General features: G+C 65.7%; 22 protein-coding genes. All 22 read left to right on the forward strand.

Features of this window, described 5'->3' with window-relative positions; translation table 11 throughout:
* Positions 1-21: 21 nt before the first annotated feature.
* The 22 genes from xseA (at position 22) to AB1446_01965 (ending at position 21857) form a co-directional block, all read left to right on the forward strand.
* Positions 22-1263, forward strand: a complete 1242-nt coding sequence (xseA, locus tag AB1446_01860) for an exodeoxyribonuclease VII large subunit (protein MEW6545649.1) — start codon at positions 22-24, stop codon at positions 1261-1263.
* A complete protein-coding gene (xseB, locus tag AB1446_01865; protein MEW6545650.1) occupies positions 1260-1565 on the forward strand; it encodes an exodeoxyribonuclease VII small subunit in 306 nt (101 codons plus the stop codon). Before xseA ends, xseB begins: the two co-directional genes overlap by 4 nt.
* Complete coding sequence (locus AB1446_01870; protein MEW6545651.1) at positions 1483-2328, forward strand: polyprenyl synthetase family protein; 846 nt, start codon at positions 1483-1485, stop codon at positions 2326-2328. The genes xseB and AB1446_01870 overlap by 83 nt, the downstream gene beginning before the upstream one ends.
* 650 nt (positions 2329-2978) lie before the next feature.
* Positions 2979-4874, forward strand: a complete 1896-nt coding sequence (gene dxs / locus AB1446_01875) for a 1-deoxy-D-xylulose-5-phosphate synthase (protein ID MEW6545652.1) — start codon at positions 2979-2981, stop codon at positions 4872-4874.
* Between the two features lies 1 nt (position 4875).
* On the forward strand, positions 4876-5808 hold the full coding sequence (locus AB1446_01880) for an NAD(+)/NADH kinase (protein MEW6545653.1): 933 nt from the start codon (positions 4876-4878) through the stop codon (positions 5806-5808).
* Complete coding sequence (gene argR / locus AB1446_01885; protein ID MEW6545654.1) at positions 5805-6257, forward strand: arginine repressor; 453 nt, start codon at positions 5805-5807, stop codon at positions 6255-6257. The genes AB1446_01880 and argR overlap by 4 nt, the downstream gene beginning before the upstream one ends.
* Positions 6258-6268: 11 nt before the next feature.
* Positions 6269-7984, forward strand: coding sequence for a DNA repair protein RecN (recN, locus tag AB1446_01890; protein ID MEW6545655.1), 1716 nt, complete (start codon positions 6269-6271; stop codon positions 7982-7984).
* 145 nt (positions 7985-8129) lie between these two features.
* Positions 8130-9431 (forward strand): SpoIVB peptidase, encoded by a 1302-nt coding sequence (gene spoIVB / locus AB1446_01895; protein ID MEW6545656.1) that lies wholly within the window; start codon positions 8130-8132, stop codon positions 9429-9431.
* Positions 9432-9622: 191 nt separating this feature from the next.
* On the forward strand, positions 9623-10378 hold the full coding sequence (gene spo0A / locus AB1446_01900) for a sporulation transcription factor Spo0A (GenBank protein MEW6545657.1): 756 nt from the start codon (positions 9623-9625) through the stop codon (positions 10376-10378).
* Between the two features lie 269 nt (positions 10379-10647).
* Positions 10648-11730: a Glu/Leu/Phe/Val dehydrogenase gene (locus AB1446_01905; protein MEW6545658.1), complete on the forward strand. Its 1083-nt coding sequence runs from the start codon at positions 10648-10650 to the stop codon at positions 11728-11730.
* 12 nt (positions 11731-11742) lie between these two features.
* Entirely contained in the window at positions 11743-12813 is a 1071-nt protein-coding gene (locus AB1446_01910) for a Glu/Leu/Phe/Val dehydrogenase dimerization domain-containing protein (protein ID MEW6545659.1), read from the forward strand.
* A 3-nt stretch (positions 12814-12816) separates the two neighbouring features.
* Positions 12817-13479, forward strand: coding sequence for a hypothetical protein (locus AB1446_01915; protein MEW6545660.1), 663 nt, complete (start codon positions 12817-12819; stop codon positions 13477-13479).
* Between the two features lie 13 nt (positions 13480-13492).
* Positions 13493-13708 (forward strand): 4Fe-4S binding protein, encoded by a 216-nt coding sequence (locus AB1446_01920; protein ID MEW6545661.1) that lies wholly within the window; start codon positions 13493-13495, stop codon positions 13706-13708.
* Between the two features lie 12 nt (positions 13709-13720).
* Positions 13721-14791 (forward strand): 3-methyl-2-oxobutanoate dehydrogenase subunit VorB, encoded by a 1071-nt coding sequence (locus AB1446_01925; protein ID MEW6545662.1) that lies wholly within the window; start codon positions 13721-13723, stop codon positions 14789-14791.
* Entirely contained in the window at positions 14791-15540 is a 750-nt protein-coding gene (locus tag AB1446_01930; GenBank protein ID MEW6545663.1) for a thiamine pyrophosphate-dependent enzyme, read from the forward strand. Before AB1446_01925 ends, AB1446_01930 begins: the two co-directional genes overlap by 1 nt.
* Positions 15541-15544: 4 nt before the next feature.
* Entirely contained in the window at positions 15545-16087 is a 543-nt protein-coding gene (locus tag AB1446_01935) for a 2-oxoacid:acceptor oxidoreductase family protein (GenBank protein MEW6545664.1), read from the forward strand.
* 61 nt (positions 16088-16148) lie between these two features.
* Positions 16149-16883 carry a hypothetical protein gene (locus AB1446_01940; protein MEW6545665.1) on the forward strand — a complete coding sequence of 245 codons (735 nt, stop codon included), beginning with the start codon at positions 16149-16151 and terminating at the stop codon, positions 16881-16883.
* Positions 16873-17643, forward strand: a complete 771-nt coding sequence (locus AB1446_01945) for an NUDIX hydrolase (protein MEW6545666.1) — start codon at positions 16873-16875, stop codon at positions 17641-17643. Before AB1446_01940 ends, AB1446_01945 begins: the two co-directional genes overlap by 11 nt.
* A 49-nt stretch (positions 17644-17692) precedes the next feature.
* A complete protein-coding gene (gene spoIIM / locus AB1446_01950) occupies positions 17693-18310 on the forward strand; it encodes a stage II sporulation protein M (GenBank protein ID MEW6545667.1) in 618 nt (205 codons plus the stop codon).
* 150 nt (positions 18311-18460) lie between these two features.
* On the forward strand, positions 18461-19570 hold the full coding sequence (gene ald / locus AB1446_01955) for an alanine dehydrogenase (protein MEW6545668.1): 1110 nt from the start codon (positions 18461-18463) through the stop codon (positions 19568-19570).
* A gap of 230 nt (positions 19571-19800) precedes the next feature.
* Positions 19801-20685: a site-specific tyrosine recombinase XerD gene (gene xerD / locus AB1446_01960; protein ID MEW6545669.1), complete on the forward strand. Its 885-nt coding sequence runs from the start codon at positions 19801-19803 to the stop codon at positions 20683-20685.
* Positions 20682-21857, forward strand: a complete 1176-nt coding sequence (locus tag AB1446_01965; GenBank protein ID MEW6545670.1) for a phosphopentomutase — start codon at positions 20682-20684, stop codon at positions 21855-21857. Before xerD ends, AB1446_01965 begins: the two co-directional genes overlap by 4 nt.
* The last annotated feature ends 120 nt before the right edge of the window (positions 21858-21977 follow it).

The raw sequence follows: 21977 nt of genomic DNA on the forward strand, positions 1-21977 counted from the left end.
GCGGGACCCAGGGGTGCGCTGATGGCCTGGAAACTGACAACCGGTCAACCCGGCCAGAAGGTGTGGCGGGTGAGCGAGATCACCCGCCACATCAAACAGGTGCTGGAGAGTGAGGCCCCCCTGCGGGATACCTGGGTGCGGGGGGAGATGGCGAATTTCAAGCGGCACTCTCGAGGCCATCTCTATTTTTCCCTGCGGGATGGTGAAGCCCGCCTGGCCTGTGTCATGTTCTCTTCCCGGGCGATGGACCTGGCATTTGCCCCTGCCAATGGCATGAGCTTGCTCTGCCGGGGGTCGATCGGGGTTTTCGAGAGAGACGGTGTCTATCAGCTTTACGTGGAGGAGATGCAGCCGGACGGAATAGGCTCTCTCTGGCAGGCCCTGGAGGAATTGCGCCGGCGCCTGGAGCGGGAGGGCTTGTTCTCGGTGGCTCGCAAGCGTTCCCTCCCCCGCGTGCCGGGGCGGGTGGCGGTGATCACTTCGCCTACGGGGGCGGTCATCCGGGATATCGTCAGGGTGGCTACCCGCCGCTTCCCCCGGTTCAACCTGCTGCTCGTGCCGGTGCAGGTGCAGGGCATCGACGCACCGGGCGAGATCGCAGCCGCTCTCGATCTGGTGAACCGCCACCGGCTGGCCGACGTCATCATCGTCGCGCGCGGGGGTGGGTCCATGGAAGAACTGTGGGCCTTCAACACCGAAGAGGTGGCCCGGGCCATATACCGCTCGGCCATCCCTGTGGTTTCGGCGGTGGGTCATGAGTCGGACGTCACCATCGCCGACCTGGTGGCCGACGTGCGGGCTGCCACCCCGTCCCATGCCGCGGAGATGGTGGTCCCCGATCGCACTCAGCAGGAAGAGATACTGGCCGCGCTGCGGGCTCGCCTGCAACTGGCCCTCCGGGGCCGGGTTAGCAGGTTAAGACAGCGGCTGGAGGAACTGGCCCGGCGGCCGTGTCTGGCCCGTCCCGCCGACACGGTATGGCAGCGGCGCCAGGCCCTGGACATCCTGGCCGGCCGGCTGGAGCGGGCCATGGAAAACCACCTCAGGGCCTGGCGCCTGGAGCTGGAGGGTCTAAGCGGGCGGGTGGCTGCTCTGGACCCGAGGGCGGTTCTTGCCAGGGGTTACGCCATCTGCTACCGCCTGCCCGAGCGACTGGTGGTGGGGAGCGTGGATCAGGTGGCGGTGCGGGATCAGGTGGCGGTGAAACTTAAGGACGGGGAGCTGGGATGCCGCGTGGAGACGACGTGGGGGGATGCGCGGTGAAGGAGCCTCCCGAACTCACTTTTGAAGAAGCGCTGGCACAGCTGGAAAGGATCGTACGGGCGCTGGAAGAGGGCAACGCGGGTCTGGAGGAATCCCTGCGCCTGTTCGAGGAGGGGACCCGGCTGCTTTCGCTTTGCCACCGCCGGTTGGACGAGGCAGAAGGCCGGGTGGCCAAACTGATACGGGGTGAAGATGGTGAGCTTGGCGAAGAGCCCTGGCATGAGGAATTGGGAAGCGTCCCGGCTGATCGGGGAGTGGCAGGGCCGGGTGGAGGAGCGCCTGGGTCAGCTCCTGCCCGCTGAGGATGCAGAGCCTCGGGAGCTCCATGCCGCCATGAGGTACGCGGTGTTCCCTGGTGGCAAACGGTTGCGGCCTCTGCTGGTGATGGCGGCTGCTCACCTGGCAGGCCGCGCCTATGAGGCGCTGGATGCAGCCTGCGCGGTGGAACTGGTGCATTCGTATTCCCTGGTCCACGACGACCTGCCCTGCATGGACGACGACGACATGCGCCGGGGGCGGCCTTCCTGCCACCGTGTGTTCGGCCAGGTGGTGGCCCTCCTGGCGGGGAACGCCCTTCTCTCGCTGGCTTTCCGGGTCCTCACCTCCTATCCGGGAGACCTGGTCCGGGGAGTGGTACGGGAACTGGCAGAGGCCTGCGGGTCACTGGGGCTGGCAGGTGGACAGGTGGGCGACCTGTTATGGCGGGCAACCCCGGAGAACTACCTGTTCGTGGCCGATGCCAAAACGGCCGCCCTTTTCCGGGCCTGTCTGCGCATGGGCGGCCTGGTGGCAGGCGTGCCCGAGGAGACCATGGCGGTGCTGGACAGGTGCGGCCGGCACCTGGGTCGCGCGTTCCAGATCAGGGACGACCTGGACGACTGGGTCTCCGGGCAGGACGCCGGCGGCATGAACGCGGTGGCGGTGTGGGGCGAAGAGCGCGCCCGACGGCGTGCCGTGGAGGAAGCGGGCACGCTGTTCAGCATACTGGGGTCGCTGGGGGAAGGGGCGGGCGTACTCGCTCACCTGGTCACGCAGGTGATTCCCATGCCCGACGCGCCCATTTGATTGGCTGGGCCCCGCGTGTTATATTGAGAGTGCACAACTTTTGCGGCAGGTGGCGCAGTATCCTAGTCGGTGCCCCCATCTCTGAAGACGGGCCTAAAAATCCGTCGCGGGCACATCGATGAAGCCCCTGGTTCCGGCTTGTGACGCCCAGTCATGGGTTGGGGCTGGGGGAAAGGGGAAGGGGCGATCTACAACGGCATGTAGGCGTAGACCCTATCCCCGGGGAGGCCCGGGTGCGCAGATGCCTTCTGCGGCCCGGGGTTAACCTGCATCCGGCTGGCGGGCTGGGTGCAGTGTAGCCCGCCTTGAGTGGGCGGGGGGATGGCAGGTTCAGCCTCTTGCCGGTGGGCCCGCCGGCACGAGCGGTGCTGCCCGAAACTCCGTCTGCAAAAGAGGCTAGGGGATGATGGGTGCTGTCGAGGAAAACTCCTAGGCTGTTTCCACCGGGGAGACCGGGTGGGGATTGCAGTGTGCGCTAAGTGGTGATCCAGCGCCGTGGTCGGTGACGTCACGGGGCGGGACATAAAGGGAAACCGCCCGGGTGGCGACGCCCGGGTGTCCCGTAGGGAAAGCCTGCTGGACCTAAGCCACAACCTTTACCCACCCGGTTGCCACCTGCCCCCTCTGTATTATTGCCCAGGGGGAGGGGCGTGGGCGGGACCGTGGGGCTGGAAAAGATAAGGGGTCCCCAGGATCTGAAGAGTTTGAGCGTGCCGGAACTGGAGGGCCTGGCCGCGGAGCTGAGGCGTCTCATCACCGAGGTGACCTCCCGCACCGGCGGACACGTGGGCCCCAGCCTGGGGGCAGTAGAATTGGCTCTGGCCGTTCATTCCGTTTTCTCCAGTCCCCGCGATGTCATCATCTGGGACGTGGGTCACCAAGCCTATGCCCACAAGATACTCACCGGCCGCCGGGAGGTATTTTCCTCCCTGCGACAGAAGGGGGGCATCTCGGGCTTCCCCGACCGTGATGAGTCGAAACACGATCACTTCGGTACCGGTCATGCTTCCACGTCCATATCGGCAGCCCTGGGATTTGCGAAAGCCCGCGACTTGAGCGGTGAACCCCGGCAGGTAGTAGCAATCCTGGGAGACGGGGCCCTCACGGGCGGCATGGCTTACGAGGCCATGAACCACGCCGGCCAGGATGGAACTCACCTCATCGTGATTTTGAACGACAACTCGCTTTCTATCTCTCCCAACGTGGGGGCGATGGCCCGCTACCTGGCCAGATTGCGCTCGGCGGCCGCTTACCGCGGAGCCAAAGCCAGAATCAAAAAGATCCTGGAACGGGTGGGGCCGGTTGACCTGATCGCGGCGCTTGAGCGCATCAAAGGCAGCATCAAGTACCTGCTGTTGCCGGGCGTATTCTTCGAAACCCTGGGGTTCACCTACCTGGGTCCGGTGGACGGGCACGACATCGCCGCCCTTCAGCAGGTGCTGCGGCAGGCTCGCCAGCTCGACGGGCCGGTGCTGGTCCATGCCGTTACCCGTAAGGGCCGCGGGTACGGGCCGGCAGAAGCGGAACCCAGCCTGTTCCACGGGCCCGGGCCCTATGACCTGGAGACGGGGCAGATCAGGGCAGGGAGCGGTACCACCTGGAGCCAGGCATTTGGCACCATCGCCTGCGAACTGGCCCACAAGGACCCCCGTGCGGTGGCTATCACCGCCGCGATGCGGGACGGTACCGGGCTGGCCGAGTTTGCCCGGCGTTTCCCCGACAGGTTTTTCGATGTGGGGATTGCCGAACCTCACGCTGTTACGTTTGCCGCCGGCCTGGCCGCCGCGGGCATGCGTCCCCTGGTGGCTATCTATTCCACCTTCCTGCAGCGGGCCTACGATCAGCTGGTGCACGATGTGGCTCGGCAACGTCTCCCCGTGATATTCTGCCTGGACCGGGCCGGGGTGGTGGGTGAAGACGGCGCCACCCACCAGGGCCTGTTCGACCTGGCCTACCTGCGCCACATTCCCGGCATGACCGTGGCCTGTCCCCGGGACGTACCCGACCTCAAGGCGCTTTTGCAACTGGGGCTGCAACTGGATGGCCCTCTGGCCGTGCGCTACCCCCGTGCAGTCACCCCGCCACCGCTGGGAAGTCCGGAGCGGCGCATCCCCGCTCCTGGCCGGGGAGAAGTGTTGCGGACGGGCAGCGATGTTCTCCTGCTGGCGGTGGGCACCATGGTGGAGGTGGCCCTGGGGGCAGCCCGCTTGCTCGAAAGGGAAGGCATCCGGGCCGCGGTCATCGACGCCCGCTTCGTGAAGCCGCTGGACGAGTCCCTGGTGCTGGGTTGGGCCGGTCGCACCGGGCACGTGGTCACCGTGGAAGAGCACGCCTGCCAGGGAGGGTTCGGAAGCGCCGTGCTGGAAGCGCTGGCCCGGGCCGGGCTGCACGTAGCGGTGAGGGTGCTGGGTATCCCGGACGAGTACGTGCCCCATGGCACCCGGGCGGAGTGGCTTGAGCATTACGGGCTCACTCCGGCGGGCGTGGCGGCCGCGGCACGGGGGCTGGTTTCTCACCGCCAGGCTGCGGCAGGCGGGGAAGCCTGAAGTGCGCAGGGCAGGTATTTACCCAAACCTGGATAAGCCGGGCGCCCTCGAGGTGACGGGTCGCCTGGTTAAGTGGCTGGAAGACCGGAGTGTCGGGGTCTTACTCCCCCAGGAGGTGGCACTTCTGCTGGGTCGGCCGGAGCTGGGCGGAGAAGTGCCGGCCTGGGCCAAAGAAGCGGAATTCTTGATCGTCCTGGGTGGGGACGGTACTCTGCTGCAGGCGGCGCGCGCGGTGGCCCAGGCGGAAACCCCGATTCTGGGCGTCAACCTGGGGCACCTGGGATTCCTCACGGAGGTGGAAGTACCCCAGTTGTGGGAGGTGCTCCCCCGCATCTTGGCCGGCGACTTCGAGGTGGAAGAGCGCATGATGCTCGAGACCCGGGTCTTGCGCTCGGGCCGGGAAGAAGCCCGCTTTTTGGCCCTCAACGAGGTGGTCGTATCCAAGGGGGTATTCGCCCGCCTTATCCAGCTCGAGCTTCTCGTCGGGGGCCGCCCCGTGGAAGAGTACTGGTCGGACGGCCTGATCATTGCCACCCCCACGGGTTCTACGGCTTACTCCCTTTCTGCAGGCGGTCCCATCGTGAGCCCCCAGTTGGAAGTGCTCATCATAACGCCCATCTGCCCCCACACCCTCTACTCCCGGTCCCTGGTCATATCCCAGCGCGAGCAGGTGCGCGTGAGGGTATGGGCCAACCACCGCGAGCTGGCGCTGACCATCGACGGGCAGCGGGGTTACCGGCTGGAACCCGGCGACGAACTGGAGGTCAGCAAGGCGTCGGAAACAGCCCGTCTTATCAGGCAGAGAGGCTGGAGCTTTTACGAAGTATTGCGGCGCAAGTTGAAGGAAGGGCCTAAAGGGGACGTGGGCGAGCAGGAAATGACGAAAAAGAGAAGAAGTAATAGTCGGACCGGCTGGGGTGGGAGGGAGGCATGAAGGCCCGACGCCAGATGAAAATCCTGGAGATCATCCGGGAGCGCCCGGTGGAGACCCAGGAGGAACTCGCCCAGGAGTTGCGCAAGCTCGGTATGCCCGTGACCCAGGCTACCGTCTCCCGAGACATCAAGGACCTCAACCTGGTCAAGGTGCCCACGGGGGACGGCCGCCAGCGTTACGCCCTTCCCCAGGAGCAGGTGATGAGCGGGTACACCGACAGGTTGCGGCGCGTCCTGCGCGATAGCGTACTGAGCCTGGATGTATCGGAGAACCTGATCGTGGTGAAGTGCCTGAGCGGGGCGGCGCCGGCGGTGGGTGAAGCCCTGGACAACCTGCGCTGGCAGGAGATAGTGGGTACGGTGGCCGGGGACAACACGGTGCTGGTGGTGGTACGGGGACGGGAGCGGGCACAGACGGTGATGGAACGGATGCGGCAACTCATCGAGTAGGGGGACCCTTGGTGCTCAGGGAGCTGTACATAGAGAACCTGGCTATCATAGGCCGGGTCCGGCTGAGTCTGGACGCCGGCCTCAATGTGCTCACGGGGGAGACTGGAGCCGGCAAATCCATCGTCATCGACGCCCTGGAACTGGCGCTGGGAGGGCGGGCTTCCCCCGACCTCGTCCGTACCGGGGAAGACCGCCTGCTGGTGGAGGCTCTCTTCGAGGTAGATGCCGATCACTATCCCCGGGCGGCGGCGGCGTTGAAGGAAATGGGATGGGCGGCGGGAGAACTGGTGCTCAGCCGGGAGGTGCAGCGCACGGGGCGCTCCCTCTGCCGGATCAACGGTCGTCCGGCCACGGTCGCCATGGTGCGGGCGCTCACCCGCTACCTGGTAGAACTCCATGGCCAGCACGAGCATCAACTTTTGCTCGATCGTTCCAGCCACCTGGGTTTTCTGGACGGCTTCGCCGGGCTGGATCAGTTACGCCGGGAGATGGAAGAGACTTACCGCGGGTGGCTTAAGATCAGGGGTGATCTGGAGCACCTCCGTTCTTCGGCCCGGGAGAGGGCCCGCCGCCTGGACCTGCTGGAGTTCCAGATCCGGGAGATCGATGCCGCCCGGTTGCGGGTGGGCGAAGATGAGGAACTGGTGCGGGAGCGTCAGATCCTGGTAGCCGCCGAAAAGCTGGTCGCCAGTGCGCGGCAGGTATACGAACTGCTTTACGGAGGGACGGAGGGAACCGTACACGACCGTCTGGCCGAGGCTGCCTCATTGCTGGGGGAAGCCTGCCGTGTTGACGAGGGCCTGCGTCCGCTGGCAGCGCAGGTGGAAGACCTCTTGACGGCCGTCGATGAGGTATCCCGCGAGGTGGCCGCTTATGCCGACCGGGTGGAGGGAGATCCTGCCCGTCTGGCCCAGGTGGAGGCTCGCCTCGCCATCATAGATGCGTTGAAGCGAAAGTATGCCGATACGGTGGCCGGGATCCTGGCGTTTCGCGACGAAGCCGCCCGGGAGAGAGATGTGCTCCTCCACGGGGAAGAATCGGCTCAGGAACTGGAGAAGGAACTGGCCCGGGTGGAAACCCGCCTGGTGGGGCTGGCCCAGCAAGTTTCATCTTTGCGTTCCCAGGCAGCCTCCCGTCTGGCCGAACGGGTGACCGGCGAACTGGGGGAGCTGGCCATGGGTTCTGCCCAGTTCCTGGTGGCGGTATCCCAGCGGGAGGATCCCGCAGGGCTCCCCTGCGGTGGGCGGCGGCTGGCCATGGGACCTCACGGCATGGACCAGGTTGAGTTTCTCTTTTCTGCCAACCCCGGTGAACCACCCCGGCCGCTGGAAAAGGTGGCCTCGGGGGGAGAACTGGCCCGGGTGATGCTGGCCTTAAAGACAGTGCTGGCCGACCTGGACGGCATACCCACCCTGGTTTTCGACGAGGTGGACGCCGGTATCGGGGGGCAGACGGCCCACGTGCTGGGGGCCAAGCTGGCCCGAGTGGCCCGTCACCGCCAGGTGGTGGTGGTTACCCACCTGGCCCCGGTAGCGGCATTTGCCCGTCACCATCTTGTCGTGCAAAAAACCGTAAGTGGCGCGCGCACGGACGTCGAAGTGACCGTGCTGGCAAGAGAAGAACAGCGATTGCAGGAACTGGCCCGCATGCTGGGAGGAGCCCAGGTCACCAGGGAAGCCCTGGAGCACGCCCGCCGCCTGCGCCAGGAAGCGGCCCCGCAGGCATAAGCTGTCTTCATATGTACGTGTCGACGCGGCAACCTTAAGCCGGACCAAACCCGCTTCCAAGCGGAATTTGACAGTTCCGGAGGTTGCTGTCGTGGAGAAACGCAGGCCCTTAACCTTTTTCCCATCCAGGCCGGGAAGGCTCTGGGTGGCCCAGAGAACGCTCGTCTTTCTTGCCCTAATCCTGTCCACCCTGGCCAGCTTCGCCGTGCGCCCCCTGGCCGAACTGCCGGAAGAACTGGCGCTGGTAGCTGGCCAACCCCACGACCTGCGCCTGCCCGCCGGTATTCGGGGGTATCTTGACCCCGCTGGTCAGGTGCAGGTGACTGCCGGGTATCCCGACAGCCTGGCCGGCTGGCTCACGGGTGGAACCCGCTTCACCCTGAGTCCTCGGGCCCAGGGAAAGGCCCGCCTGGAATTCCGCCTTTTGGGTGTATTACCCGTGCGTTCCGTCCTGGTGAGCGTGATCCCCGACACCAGGGTCATGGTGGGAGGGCACTCCATCGGAGTGGTGGTCTCCAGCCGGGGGGTGGTGGTCACCGGGATCAGGCCAGTGCGGACGACGGCAGGGGTACGCTCTCCCGCCCAGGATGCCGGCATCCTGCCCGGCGACATTATCCTCAGCGCGGGCGGAGCACCCGTGCGTGACGAAGAAGACCTGGCCCGCCGCGTTGGGCAGGCGGGCAGGAGCGGACAGGCCCTGGTTTTGGAAGTAGAAAGAGATGACCGCCGATTCACGGTGACGGTTACCCCCGTGGCCCTGCCCGATGGCACTTTCCGCATTGGGCTGGCCGTGCGAGACGGCACCGCCGGCGTGGGCACCCTCACCATGTGGGACCCCGCCACCATGCGGTTCGCCGCTCTGGGGCATATGGTCACGGATGCGGAGACGGGGCGGCCCGTGCGCCTGGACGAGGGCCACATCGTCCTGGCGGGGATTCTGGCCGTCCACCAGGGCAGACGGGGTCACCCCGGGGAGAAGGTGGGCGTGTTCCTCCCCGAGCAGGATGTCCTGGGCCGCATCGATCGTAACACCCCTTGCGGCATCATGGGGGAACTGCAACGCCCCCTTTCCAACCTCCTCTATGCCGCTCCGGTGCCCCTGGCGGCCGCTGCCACGGTACGGGAGGGAGCGGCGGAGGTACTCACCGTGGTCGATGGCCAGACTATTGAGTCGTTCAGTGCCCAGATCCAGAAGGTGTGGGCGGATCGGCGTTATGAGGGAAAGGGCATGGTGGTCAAGATCACCGACACCCGGCTCCGGCAGCAGGCAGGGGGTATCGTGCAGGGCATGAGCGGGAGTCCGGTGATCCAGGACGGCCGGCTGGTAGGGGCGGTGACCCACGTCTTCGTCAATGACCCCACCCGCGGGTACGGCGTGCTGGCCCAGTGGATGTGGGAAGAGATGGTGCAGGCGGCCACCGTGCGTGCTGACGGGCAGGCTCGGTGAGACCGGCGTGCCCGCGGACGGGCATGCCCCGCATAGACCCTCTGTGAGCGCCGGGCGCGTACGTCCCGCTGGACCCTTTTGTCGGTTGGTGACGAAAGGTTTTTTCTGGAATAAGTAGGAATCGACCCCGCTGGCGGCGAAATGATGAGGGCGCGGTCACGAGGGTGAGTTTGGGGAAGGGGGTCACGTTTATGGAGAAGATCAGGGTTCTCATCGCCGACGACAACCGGGAATTCTGCGAACTGCTGCGCGAGTACATAGACCAGCAGCCTGACCTCCAGGTCGTGCAGATGGTGCACAACGGCTCTCAGGTGCTTGTCTCCCTCCAGGACACCAGGCCGGACGTGCTCCTCCTGGATATCATCATGCCTCACCTGGACGGCATCGGCGTGCTGGAGAAACTGGTCGATCTGCCCCGGAAGCCGCGGGTGGTGGTGCTTACCGCCTTCGGGCACGAACACGTGACCGGGCGCGCCGCGGAACTGGGGGCCGATTACTGCGTACTGAAACCCTTCGACCTGGACGTGCTGGCAGCGCGCATCCGGGAAGTAGCCAGAGGTGCCCCGGCGCGGCCGGCGCCCCAAGCGCGGGCGCGGAACCTGGATGCCGAGGTTACCTCGGTGATCCGCGAGGTGGGCATTCCCGCCCACATCCGGGGCTACAGTTACCTGCGGGATGCGATCCTCATGGTGATCGAAGACATGGAACTCATCAACGCGGTGACCAAGAGCCTGTACCCGGCGATCGCCCAAAAGTACCGCACCACGCCTTCCCGGGTGGAGAGGGCGATCCGGCATGCCATCGAGGTGGCGTGGAACCGGGGGAACTTGGAGGCCATCGAGGAGATGTTCGGTTACACCGTGAGCCGCGACAAGGGCAAGCCCACCAATGCCCAGTTCATCGCCATGGTGGCCGACCGCATGCGCGTCGCCCTGCGCGCCAGCTAAGGTGGCATGCGCAGGAGTACGGCATGCACGCCGCCACCGGTGTGAAAAGGGCAAAAGGGGGTGTGAGGGCGAAGCCCGGCGACCCCGGGTGAGAAGGGAAACGACCGCGGAGTGGAGAATAGGTAACTGGTCAGACGGCGCGAAGAGGAGCTGATGCAGTTTGCTCCCTGTGCTGTTGCCCCTGGTGGCGATGCGCACCCGGGGTCAGTGTATATCCTGAGAGCCGTTCCCGAGAGGAGCGGCTCTAATTTTTGGGCGGAGGTGGTGGCATGGGTATCTTCGAAGCCATGGCCCGGGCAGGCCACGAGCAACTTTCCTTTTGCCGGGAGCCCGTTTCCGGGCTGCGGGCCGTCATCGCGATCCACAACAGTACCATCGGGCCTGCCCTGGGGGGCTGTCGCATGTGGAAGTACGAGACGGAGGAGGATGTGGTGCGCGACGTCCTGCGGCTGTCGCAGGGGATGACGGAAAAGAATACGGCGGCGGGCCTCAATTACGGGGGAGGAAAGTGCGTAATCTGGGGTGACCCGGCCCGGGACAAGAGCGAGGCCCTCTTCCGGGCCCTGGGGCGCTTCGTGGAAGGGTTCGGAGGCCGGTTCATCACGGGCACCGACGTGGGCACGGTCCCTGCGGACTTCGTGTGGGCGGCTGCGGAAACCCGATATGTGGTCGCTCTTCCGGAGGAGTACGGCGGGAGCGGGGATACCTCGATCATCACCGCCTTTGCTGTTTGGAAGGGCATGAAGGCATGCGCCCGGGTGGTCTTCGGGTCCGATTCCCTGCGGGGGCTGAAAGTGGCCCTGCAGGGAGTGGGCAAGGTGGGGGGGCACCTGGCCCGTCAACTGCACGAAGAAGGGGCACTCCTGCTGGCATGTGACGCCAACCCGGCCCGGCTGGACGAGGTGGCGTCCCGGATCCCGCTGGAAAAGATCAGCCAGGAGGAGATATACGACGTAGAATGCGATATCTTCTCTCCCAATGCCCTGGGCGGGATCCTCAACGACCACACCATCCCCCGGCTGCGGTGCCGGGTGGTGGCGGGGGCGGCCAACAACCAGCTCCAGGAGCTGCGGCACGCAGACATGCTCAAGGAGCGGGGCATCCTCTATGCGCCCGACTTCATCATCAACGCCGGCGGCGCGATCCAGGCCGCCGACGAACTGGGGGGTTACAACCGCGATCGCGCCCTGCGCAAGGCGGCGGGTATCTACGACCACTTGCTGGAGGTATTTCGGATCGCTCGCGAGCAGGACATCTCCCCTGCCCGGGCGGCGTACGTGTACATCGAACGCAGGCTAGAGATGCTCGGGGCCCTGGGCCGCATCCTGGTGCCCCGGGCCGCATCAAGGTGAGGAGGTGGCGCCATGGAAGTTTTCACCTCCATGGACGAGTACGGGCATGAGCAGGTCGTGTTCTGTTACGACGAAGGGTCGGGGCTGAGGAGCATCATCGCCATCCACGACACTTCCCTGGGGCCGGCCCTGGGGGGCTGTCGCATGTGGCCGTACCGCAGTGAGGAGGAAGCCCTCTGGGATGTATTGCGGCTGTCCCGGGGGATGACCTACAAGAACGCGGCCATGGGTCTCAACCTGGGCGGGGGTAAGGCGGTCATCATAGGCGACCCCCGCCGGGATAAGACCGAAGCGCTGCTGCGGGCTTTCGGGCGCTTCGTCCACACCCTGGGGGGAAGGTATGTCACCGCCGAGGATGTGGGCACCACGGTTTGGGATATGGCCGTGGTGCGGTACGAGACGCCTTACGTGGCCGGCCTGAGCGAGAAGTCGGGCGACCCTTCTCCCGCCACCGCCTTTGGGGTGTGGAGGGGGATGAAGGCCTGCGCCCGCTGGCTGTGGGGGTCGGAATCCCTGCGGGGTAAGACCGTGGCCTTGCAGGGAGTGGGGAAGGTGGGTGCGGTGCTGGCCCGTCACCTGCGGGACGAGGGGGCCCACCTGGTGATCACCGACATGGACTCCGAGCGGGTCCGCGCCGTCGGCCAAGAACTGGGAGCGGAAGTGGTGGAGCCCGACGCCATCTACGACGTACCGTGTGACATCTTCTCCCCCTGCGCCCTGGGAGCAGTGGTGAATGACGACACCCTGAGGAGGTTCCGGTGTTCCGTAATCGCGGGCGCCGCGAACAACCAGCTTGCCGAACCGCGCCACGGCTACGCCCTCGAGGAGCGGGGCATCCTGTATGCGCCCGACTTCGTTATCAACGGCGGAGGCGTAATTAACGTGAGCGACGAGTTCGAAGAAGGGGGTTACAACCGGGACCGGGCATTTGCTAAGATAGCAACAATTTATGACAAGCTGTGGCGGATCTTCACCGTTGCCCGCGAGGAGAAGATCCCCACTTTCCTGGCCGCGGACCGGGTGGCCGAGGAGCGCATCGCAGCCATCCGTCGCCTGCACCGGATATACGTGCCGGGGCGATGAGGGATGGCGCAGGACCAGGTGACCGTGTTCCTGGGCCCGTACGGCAGCGGCAAAACGGAGATCGCCCTCAATTATGCGGTTTGGCTGGCCCGTCAGGTGCCGGCGGTGTGGCTGGCGGACCTGGACCTGGTGACCCCGTACTTCCGGGCCCGCGACGCCCGAGATAGCCTGGAGCGGGAAGGAGTGCATGTGGTGGCCGCCGACCCTGCCTGGGGCGACGGGGACCTCCCCATTCTGCCCCCCGGCCTGAGCGGGCTCTTGCGGAAGGGGGGCCCCGGGGTGGTGGACGTGGGGGGAGGCGACGCGGGGGCGCGGGTGCTGGGATCCGTGCGCCCGCTCGTCGAGAGTCACCAGCGCGTCTTGATGGTGTTCAACCCCTACCGGCCCGGATGCGATTCTCCTTCCCGGCTGGCCGCCTTGGCCCGCGAGGTGGCCGAAAGCAGCCGTCTTAACCCCATCGGGGTGGTGTCCAATCCTCACCTGGGATCCCATACCACGGTGGAGACCGTGGGTCGGGGACACCTGGTTGTGGAACAGGCGGCCCACCTGCTGGGCCTGCCCGTGGTCATGCTCGCTGCGTTACAGGACATTGCGCCTGCCGTGGAGAAGATGCTGGGCCGGGAAGTATTCCCCCTGCGGCGGTACCTTGTTCTGCCGTGGGAGTAAGTCAAGGGAGGCGGTGGATACGGAAAAGAGGGTGGTTTTTGCGGAAGAGAGATGCAAAGCCTGCGAGCTGTGCGTCCACTTTTGCCCGCAGAAGATCATCCGGCTGGCTCCCGACCGCATCAACCCGTCCGGGTACCACCCGGCCGAGGTGGTGGAGCAGGAGCGCTGCACCAGTTGCCGCATATGTGCGCTCATGTGCCCGGATGTGGTGATCGAGGTATACCGGTGAGGGGGTGGGATGGTGGCGGAACTGGTTCTCATGAAGGGAAACGAGGCCATTGCCGAAGCGGCCATCCGGGCCGGGTGCCGGTTTTACGCCGGCTACCCCATAACCCCCCAGAATGAGCTGTGCGAATATATGGCCAGGCGTATGCCCGAGGTGGGGGGTACTTTCATCCAGTCGGAGTCGGAAATCGCGGCGATCAACATGGTGTACGGGGCTGGCTCGGCGGGGGCCCGAGCCATGACCTCCTCTTCTTCGCCGGGGATAAGCCTCAAGCAGGAGGGAATTTCCTACCTGGCCGGGGCGGAGGTGCCCGGGGTAATCGTAAACATGGTCCGGGGGGGACCTGGGCTGGGGAGCATCCAGCCCGCCCAGTCCGATTACTTTCAGGCCACCCGGGGGGGAGGCCACGGTGACTACCGTACGGTGGTACTGGGCCCGGGTAGCATCCAGGAGGCAGTGGAACTGACCATGCTGGCCTTCGACATCGCCGACCGCTATCGCAACCCGGTGGTGGTGCTGGGCGACGGGATGCTGGGGCAGATGATGGAACCCGTGCGGTTCCCCGATACTCCACCGCCTTCTCCCCAACCTAAACCCTGGGCCACCACCGGCACCAGGGGACGGGGGCACCCCAATATCATCAACTCCCTGTATATCGAAGCAGAAGCCTGTGAGCGCCACAACCAGCGCCTGCAGGAGAAGTACCGGCGAATAGAGCGGGAAGAGGTCCGATACGAGCTTGTGGATCCCGAAGCGGAATACTTCCTGGTGGCGTACGGGACCGGTTCCCGCATTTGCCGGGCGGTGATCGCGCGGGCGCAGGCAGAAGGGCTGCGCGTGGGTATGGTGCGTCCCATCACCCTGTGGCCTTTTCCCCAGGTGGCCATCGAGCAGGTGGTGGAGCGGGCACGGGCGTTCCTGGCCGTGGAAATGTCGGCGGGGCAAATGGTCGAGGACGTCAGGCTGGCTGTGGCGGGGCGGTGCCCGGTGTATTTCTTCGGACGCACCGGGGGGGCCGTGCCCACTCCCCAGGAAGTGATGTCCCGCCTGAAGATGATCGTGGAAGGCCGGGGAGGTGAGCTCTGATGCAGCGCATATTCACCCGTCCCCAGGCTCTGACCGATGTTCCCTTTCACTACTGTCCCGGGTGTCCCCACGGGATCGTGCACCGTCTGGTGGCCGAGTGCATCGACGAGCTGGGGGTCAGGGAGAGAACCGTGGGGATCGCCCCCGTGGGATGCGCCGTATTCGCATACAACTACTTCAACTGCGATATGATCCAGGCCGCTCACGGGCGCGCCCCGGCGGTGGCCACGGGGGTGAAGCGGGCCCAACCCGACGCGGTGGTATTCACCTACCAGGGAGATGGGGACCTGGCTGCCATCGGTACGGCGGAGATCATCCACGCTGCCACCCGGGGTGAGCGCATCACGGTGGTATTCATCAACAACGCCATCTACGGCATGACAGGCGGTCAGATGGCCCCCACCACCCTGGTGGGGCAGGAGACCACCACGACCCCGCGGGGCCGGGATGCCTCTTACCACGGCCATCCCGTGCGGGTGTCGGAGATGCTGGCTCTCCTTGATGGAACCGCCTACGTGGCCCGGGTCTCGGTGCACGGCCCCGGGCACGTGAACAGGGCCAAGCGGGCCCTGCGCAAGGCCTTCGAGGTGCAAATTCACAACCTGGGCTTTTCCCTGGTGGAGGTTGTTTCCGCCTGTCCCACCAACTGGGGGATGACACCGGTGGAAGCCCTCCGCTGGGTCGAGCAAAACATGCTCCCCTACTACCGCCTGGGGGAGTTCAAGACGCCCGGGCAGGGGGAGGCATGATCTCATGGTGCACGAGGTGCTCATGGCCGGGTTTGGAGGCCAGGGAGTGATGGCCATGGGTTCGCTGCTCGCGTACGCGGGCATGCTGGACGGCAAGCAGGTATCCTGGCTGCCCTCCTACGGGCCCGAGATGCGGGGAGGCACCGCCAATTGTCATGTGGTGATTTCCGACGAACCGGTGGCCTGCCCCCTGGTGACGGAACCCACGGCTGCCATCGTCCTCAATCGCCCTTCCCTGGACCGCTTCGAGAAGGCGGTGCGGCCCGGCGGCATCCTGGTCTACAACTCCTCGCTGATCGATCGGCAGCCGGTGCGGACCGACGTCAGGGTGGTTGCCATTCCCGCCAATCAGATAGCGGAAGAACTGGGCTCAGGCCGGGTGGCCAACATGGTGTGCCTGGGTGCTTTTTTGGCCCTCACGGGGGCGGTGTCCGTGCAAGCGGTGTGCGAATCCCTGCGGAAGGTACTTCCCGTTCACCGGCACGACCTCATCCCCGTCAACGAAGCCGCCCTGCGCCGCGGCAGAGAGCTGGCCCAGGGACACTAGAGGAGCCGCTCGACAGTCCGCGAAAAATGTAATAGAGGGGGCCGGGAACGGGGAGAAGACTGTGGAAGAACAACCGCGCCGGATCATCACGGTGGAAGAAGTGGAGGACCTCATCCGCCAGCTGCCCTCCGTTCAGGCGGTGCGGGTGGTGGTCTCCGACTGGGGGGCCATTGAGGAGATCCATGTGCTGGCCGGGAGTGAGCGTCCTGCCAAACAGATCGTGCGGGACGTGGAATCCTGCCTTATGGCCCGCTGGGGGCTGGTGGTGGACCACAAGTGCATCAGCGTGGCCCAGTTAACCCCAAGGGAGCCACCCCCTTTCGGCGTCCGTGTTCGCCTGCTGGGCGTTCATATTTTGAACGACGCCGTTCGGCACACCTGTCGGGTAGAGACTAGCCTGGGGCTCATGGACCCGGCCACCGGAGAGCCCGTGTTCACATACCGGGGGAGTGCGGAAGGAGGGGATATGCCCCAGGCCATCTGGTTCACGGCGGTCAGCGCCACCGTCCAGGCTCTCAACCAACTTGCGGACCCGGGGTGGGAGTTTGCCCCTCAGGGTGCTACGTGCGTAGAGGCGGGGAGCGAGCAGGTGGCCGTAGTATCGCTGGTCTTGCTCACGCCCCGCGGAGACGAGGAGACCCTGGCGGGAGCAGCGGTGGTGCGAGGTGAACGGGTGGAAGCATTCGTGAAGGCCACCCTGGACGCTGCCAACCGGCGTCTGGGTAAGGCATGTGCTCAACAATCCCGCCGACGCTGGTCGGAGGTACCGGGAGGGGAAGAAGGCAATGACGACTGACCGGGACGGAGATGACGTGCTGCCATCTCCCGGAAAGCCGCCGCACCCGCGGGAGTGTCCGCGTTCACCCATCAGGAGGGGAGGAAGTCGCATCCGCATTCCCAAGCCCCAGATCCCGCCGGTGGAACCGTACGGCACCGAGGTGCACGTACGCCGTCCCGACCCGGCCCAGCCCGTCCGGGTGGTGGGGCCCAGTCCCCGTCCCCTGTTGACACCTCTGCCCCGCTCAAGCAAGACCGTATTCCGCGGGAAGCTCCTGCAGGTGCAGGTGGACCGGGTGAGGGTGGGTGGTCACACCCTGGAGAGAGAGGTGGTGCATCACCCGGGGGCGGTGGCGGTGGTGGCCATCACGCCCGCGCGTGAGGTGGTTCTGGTGCGCCAGTACCGGCATGCCGTCCGCGCGTGGCTGTGGGAGATCCCGGCCGGGACTCTGGAACCGGGCGAGCAACCCCTCGTAGCCGCCCGGCGTGAGCTGGAGGAGGAGACTGGATACCGGGCGGAAAATTGGGTGAAACTGGCGGAGGTCTATACCACCCCCGGGTTCTGCACGGAGAAAATGGTGCTGTACCTGGCCAGGAACCTGACCGAGGGGACGGTTTGCCCGGAAGAAGACGAGGACTTGCAGGTGAGCAAAGTTCCCTGGGAGGAGGCCCTCGAGGGGATCAGGCAGGGTCGTTTCCGGGATGCCAAGACCATCCTGGGACTGGTGCTGGCTCGTTCCTACCTGGACGGGGACATACCACCGGCAGAGGGGGCATAACCTCTACTGGAATCCCGGGGGGAAGGGGTGAACCGCCACGCGCAGCGGTGTGGCCTCTTTCTTCGTTGCCCACCTGCGCTTGACGGTCCTGGTGGTGGTGATGTTCGCGCTGGGTGTGGGAGCGGGGGCGTGGGCGGTCCGGGCCCTGGACGCCGCCCAGCGTGCCGAGCTGGTTACATATCTAGAGGAACTGGGTCGTGTGATCGGAGACGGCGCCGGTGGCCAGAGCGGGCCGGAGATCCTGCGAGCTTCCCTTGTGCAGAACCTGCGCACACTGGCGGCCATGTGGTTGGGCGGGTTGCTGGTCATCGGCGTTCCCCTGGCCCTCCTTCTCGTCATGGTGCGGGGGTTTGCCATCGGTTTCACGGTGGGTTTCCTGGCCAGTGAGGCGGGCTGGAGAGGGGTGGTCTTCAGCCTGGGTGCCGTGCTGCCCCACAGCCTGCTGGCCGTACCCGCCCTCTGGGCGGCGGCCGTTGGCTCCCTTTCTTTTGCCGGCAGGGTGTGGGGTGCCCGCAGACGCCGGTGGACAGGCGCTCTGGCAGGCGACGTGGTGGCCTACCTGGGGATAGGCATGGTGGTGGCGTGCCTGCTGGGCCTGGCCAGCCTGGCAGAAGCCTACATCACCCCTGCCCTCATCAGGCTGCTGGGGGGGCTGGTTAAGGGCTGATGCGGTTGCGGTATCCCGTGCCGGTGTCACCCGGTGCTTTCCCTGCCGGAAGCAGGAATCCGGGTCGGCAGGGAAGTATTGTTCTTGAGGTTCACCATGCGGAACAACGGCCGCTGTCAGGGATGTGCCAATGTGAGGAGGGATGTGCACGTGGTAATCGGGGTCCCCAAAGAGATCAAGGCAGATGAGAACCGGGTGGCCATCACGCCCGCCGGGGTCATGGCCCTGACCGGGCACGGGCATCGGGTAGTGGTGGAGTCCGGTGCGGGAGAGGGAAGCGGCTTTTCTGACGAGGACTTCCGCGCGGCGGGAGCAACCATCGTCAACCGGGAAGAGGCCTGGAGTGCGGAAATGGTTCTCAAGGTGAAGGAGCCCCTGCCGGAAGAGTACGGTTTCTTCCGGCCCGGCCAGGTACTGTTCACCTACCTCCACCTGGCCGCCGAACGTGAACTCACCCTTGCCCTGGCCAGGCGCGAGGTGGTCGCGATCGCTTACGAAACGGTGCAGCTTGAGGACGGTTCCCTGCCCCTCCTGACGCCCATGAGCGAGGTGGCGGGCAGGATGGCGGTGCAGATAGGGGCCCACTTCCTGGAGAAGCGCCAGGGAGGAAGGGGAGTGCTGTTGGGTGGGGTACCCGGTGTACCCCCAGCGGACGTGGTCATCGTGGGCGGAGGTACGGTGGGGACAAATGCCGCCAAGATCGCCTTCGGCATGGGAGCCCGGGTCACCGTCCTGGACATCAGCGCCGAGCGGCTCCGCTATCTGGATGACCTGTTCGGCGGTCAGGTTACCACCCTCATGTCCAACAGCTACAACATCGGACAAGCTGTCAGCCGGGCCGACCTGCTCATCGGGGCCGTGCTCATACCGGGGGCCCGCGCTCCTCACCTGGTGACCGAAGACATGGTCAGGTCCATGAAGCCTGGGTCAGTGATCGTAGACGTGGCCATCGACCAGGGCGGCATCGTAGCCACCATGGACCGGGTTACCACCCATTCCAATCCTACGTTCGTGAAGCACGGAGTGGTCCATTATGCCGTGGCCAACATCCCGGGGGCTGTGCCCCGCACGTCGACCCTGGCCCTCACCAACGTGACGATTCCTTACGCCATACGACTGGCGGATAAGGGCTGGAGGCGCGCGGTGCAGGACGAGCCTGCCCTGGCGCGGGGGGTCAACGTTTGCCTAGGCCACATCACATACCCAGCGGTGGCCGAGGCCCATGGCCTGCAGAGCCGGCCCCTGACCGAGCTGCTCTGAATTCTGCATTCCCACCGGTATCTTCCGGGTCGACCTGCGACCGTGGCCGTTCTGCCCCCGGCCCCCGTTCTGGGGGGCCGGGGGAATACATAACTATGAGTTGGGAACATTGCTATGAGGGGCGGGGACTGATGGCAAAGCAGAAAGGAATTCCCTTGCCTACGCCGAATACCCAGGAGGCGGCCCAGAGGAGCATAGGGCGCAGCACAAAGGGTGGTAAGGCGATGTCGGTGCCCGACCTGATCGCCCATTTTGTAGACTACCTGCGGACCGAGAAGGGCCTGTCTCAGAACACCCTGGCATCGTACGGCTGCGACCTGGACCAGTACCAGCAGTTCCTGAGCCAGCTGGGGCAGAGCCTGGCCACCGCCAGCCGGGCCACGGTGGTCTCCTACCTGGTGTGGCTGCAAAAGCAGGGGCGGGCTACGGCCACTGTGGCGCGGCGGTTGGCTGCGCTGCGGGCTTTTTACCAGTTCATGGTGCGCGAGCGCTACATAGATAGCGATCCCACGGACAACCTGGAGTCTCCCCGCCTGGAACGGAAGTTGCCGCGCGTGCTGACGGTCAGGGAAGTGGAAAGGCTGCTGGCCCAGCCGGACCCGGCCACACCGGCGGGCTTGCGGGACCGGGCCATGCTGGAGCTTCTGTACGCCACTGGGATCAGGGTTTCCGAACTTGTTAACCTGCGCGTAGAAGACGTCAACCTGAACCTGGGCTACGTGCGCTGCCTGGGCAAAGGGGGCAGGGAGAGGATCATCCCCCTGGGACGTATGGCCCGCAAGGCGGTGAAGGAATACCTCACCTACGGGCGTCCCCGGCTGCTGGGTGATCCCGGTGAGCACACCCTGTTTCTGAACCATCAGGGTGCCCGCCTCACCAGGCAGGGGTTCTGGAAAATAATCAAGAAGTACGCCCAGCAGGCGGGCATCGGCAAGAACATCACCCCGCACACCCTGCGGCACTCCTTCGCCACCCATTTGCTGGAGAACGGGGCCGACCTGCGTTCCGTGCAGGAGATGCTGGGGCACGTCGATATCGCCACCACCCAGATTTACACCCAGGTAACCAAGGGGAGACTGAAGGAGGTATACTCACGCACCCACCCGAGGGCATGATTCCCTGCCGTCGTGCCATCCTGCTGGTGATAGACGGGCTGGGCGTCGGGGCTCTTCCCGACGCCGATTTCTACGGCGACCGGGGCTCTAACACCCTGGGGAACCTGGGCCGCGCCGCAGGAGGGCTGCGCATCCCCCATCTGGCCGGCCTCGGCCTCACCCATTGCACCGAAGTGCCGGGGAGCCCCCTGGTGCCAGCCGGGCAGGTAGCAGGTGCCTGGGGGATCATGGCTCCCCTTTCCCCGGGCAAGGAGACCATGATTGGCCACTGGGAATTGGCCGGGGTGGTGATCGACGCCCCCCTTGATACCTTCCCCCGAGGTTTTCCCCGCTGGTTGATAGATGAAGTGGAGCGTATCACTGGCCGCCCGGTGCTGGGGAACGTGCCCGCCTCCGGGACGGTAATCATTTCCGAACTGGGCGAAGAACACCTACGCACGGGACGTCCCATCGTCTACACCTCCGCCGACAGCGTGCTGCAGGTCGCTGCCCATGAGGAAGTAGTTCCCCCGTCGCTCCTTTACCAGTGGTGTGCCCAGATCAGGGCCCTGCTCGACCGGGGCCCCCTGCGGGTGGGACGGGTGATCGCCCGTCCCTTCACCGGGAGCCCCGGTTCCTTCCGGCGCACACCCGGCCGGCACGACTGGGCCTTGCCCCCTCCCGGGCGTAGCGTACTGGACGCCCTCGCCGAAGCGGGGTACGAGGTGGTGGGGATCGGCAAGGTTCCCGACATATACGCGGGGCGGGGCATCACCAGGCGCGTCCCGGCTGGCGGCAACAGAGAGATCCTGGCTGCCCTGGAAGAGACGTTCGCCGGCCTGGAGCGAGGCCTCATCGTAGCCAACCTGGTGGATTTTGACATGCTTTACGGTCACCGCAACGACGTTTCCGGGTACGCCCGCGCCCTCGAGGAACTGGATGTCTGGCTGGGGGACTTTCTGCCTCGTCTTGATGAAGGGGACGAGGTGGTCATCACTGCAGATCACGGGTGTGATCCCACCACCCCCAGCACGGATCATTCCCGGGAGCTGGTACCGGTGCTGGTGACCGGCCCCGGCTGGCGGCAGCGAGGGTGCCTGGGGGTGAGGCACACCTTCAGCGACGTGGCTGCTACCCTGGCCCGCCAATTCCAGGTGGACTGGTTATCGGCCGCGGGCGCCCGGCCGTTCTGACCGGGCACCCGGGGGCAGTGGCAGTGTTCAACCCCGGCTGAGATGGCCGCCGTGAGCCTGGCCTAAGGGGGGGCGGCGTCACGGCGGCGGCTGTTCCGCGGGTGTACGTGCTCCCGTGCC

The organism is Bacillota bacterium (genome assembly GCA_040757085.1).
GTDB lineage: Bacteria > Bacillota > Sulfobacillia > JACIYH01 > JACIYH01 > JACIYH01.

What these genes read in the sequence shown, in the direction of transcription:
- AB1446_01935 (MEW6545664.1), top strand. Translation starts at nt 15,545, where the DNA reads ATGGTGCACGAGGTGCTCATGGCCGGGTTTGGAGGCCAGGGAGTGATG.
- AB1446_01930 (MEW6545663.1), top strand. Translation starts at nt 14,791, where the DNA reads ATGCAGCGCATATTCACCCGTCCCCAGGCTCTGACCGATGTTCCCTTT.
- AB1446_01870 (MEW6545651.1), top strand. Translation starts at nt 1,483, where the DNA reads ATGAGGAATTGGGAAGCGTCCCGGCTGATCGGGGAGTGGCAGGGCCGG.
- AB1446_01965 (MEW6545670.1), top strand. Translation starts at nt 20,682, where the DNA reads ATGATTCCCTGCCGTCGTGCCATCCTGCTGGTGATAGACGGGCTGGGC.
- AB1446_01915 (MEW6545660.1), top strand. Translation starts at nt 12,817, where the DNA reads ATGGCGCAGGACCAGGTGACCGTGTTCCTGGGCCCGTACGGCAGCGGC.
- xseA (MEW6545649.1), top strand. Translation starts at nt 22, where the DNA reads ATGGCCTGGAAACTGACAACCGGTCAACCCGGCCAGAAGGTGTGGCGG.
- AB1446_01945 (MEW6545666.1), top strand. Translation starts at nt 16,873, where the DNA reads ATGACGACTGACCGGGACGGAGATGACGTGCTGCCATCTCCCGGAAAG.
- AB1446_01910 (MEW6545659.1), top strand. Translation starts at nt 11,743, where the DNA reads ATGGAAGTTTTCACCTCCATGGACGAGTACGGGCATGAGCAGGTCGTG.
- argR (MEW6545654.1), top strand. Translation starts at nt 5,805, where the DNA reads ATGAAGGCCCGACGCCAGATGAAAATCCTGGAGATCATCCGGGAGCGC.
- spo0A (MEW6545657.1), top strand. Translation starts at nt 9,623, where the DNA reads ATGGAGAAGATCAGGGTTCTCATCGCCGACGACAACCGGGAATTCTGC.
- AB1446_01905 (MEW6545658.1), top strand. Translation starts at nt 10,648, where the DNA reads ATGGGTATCTTCGAAGCCATGGCCCGGGCAGGCCACGAGCAACTTTCC.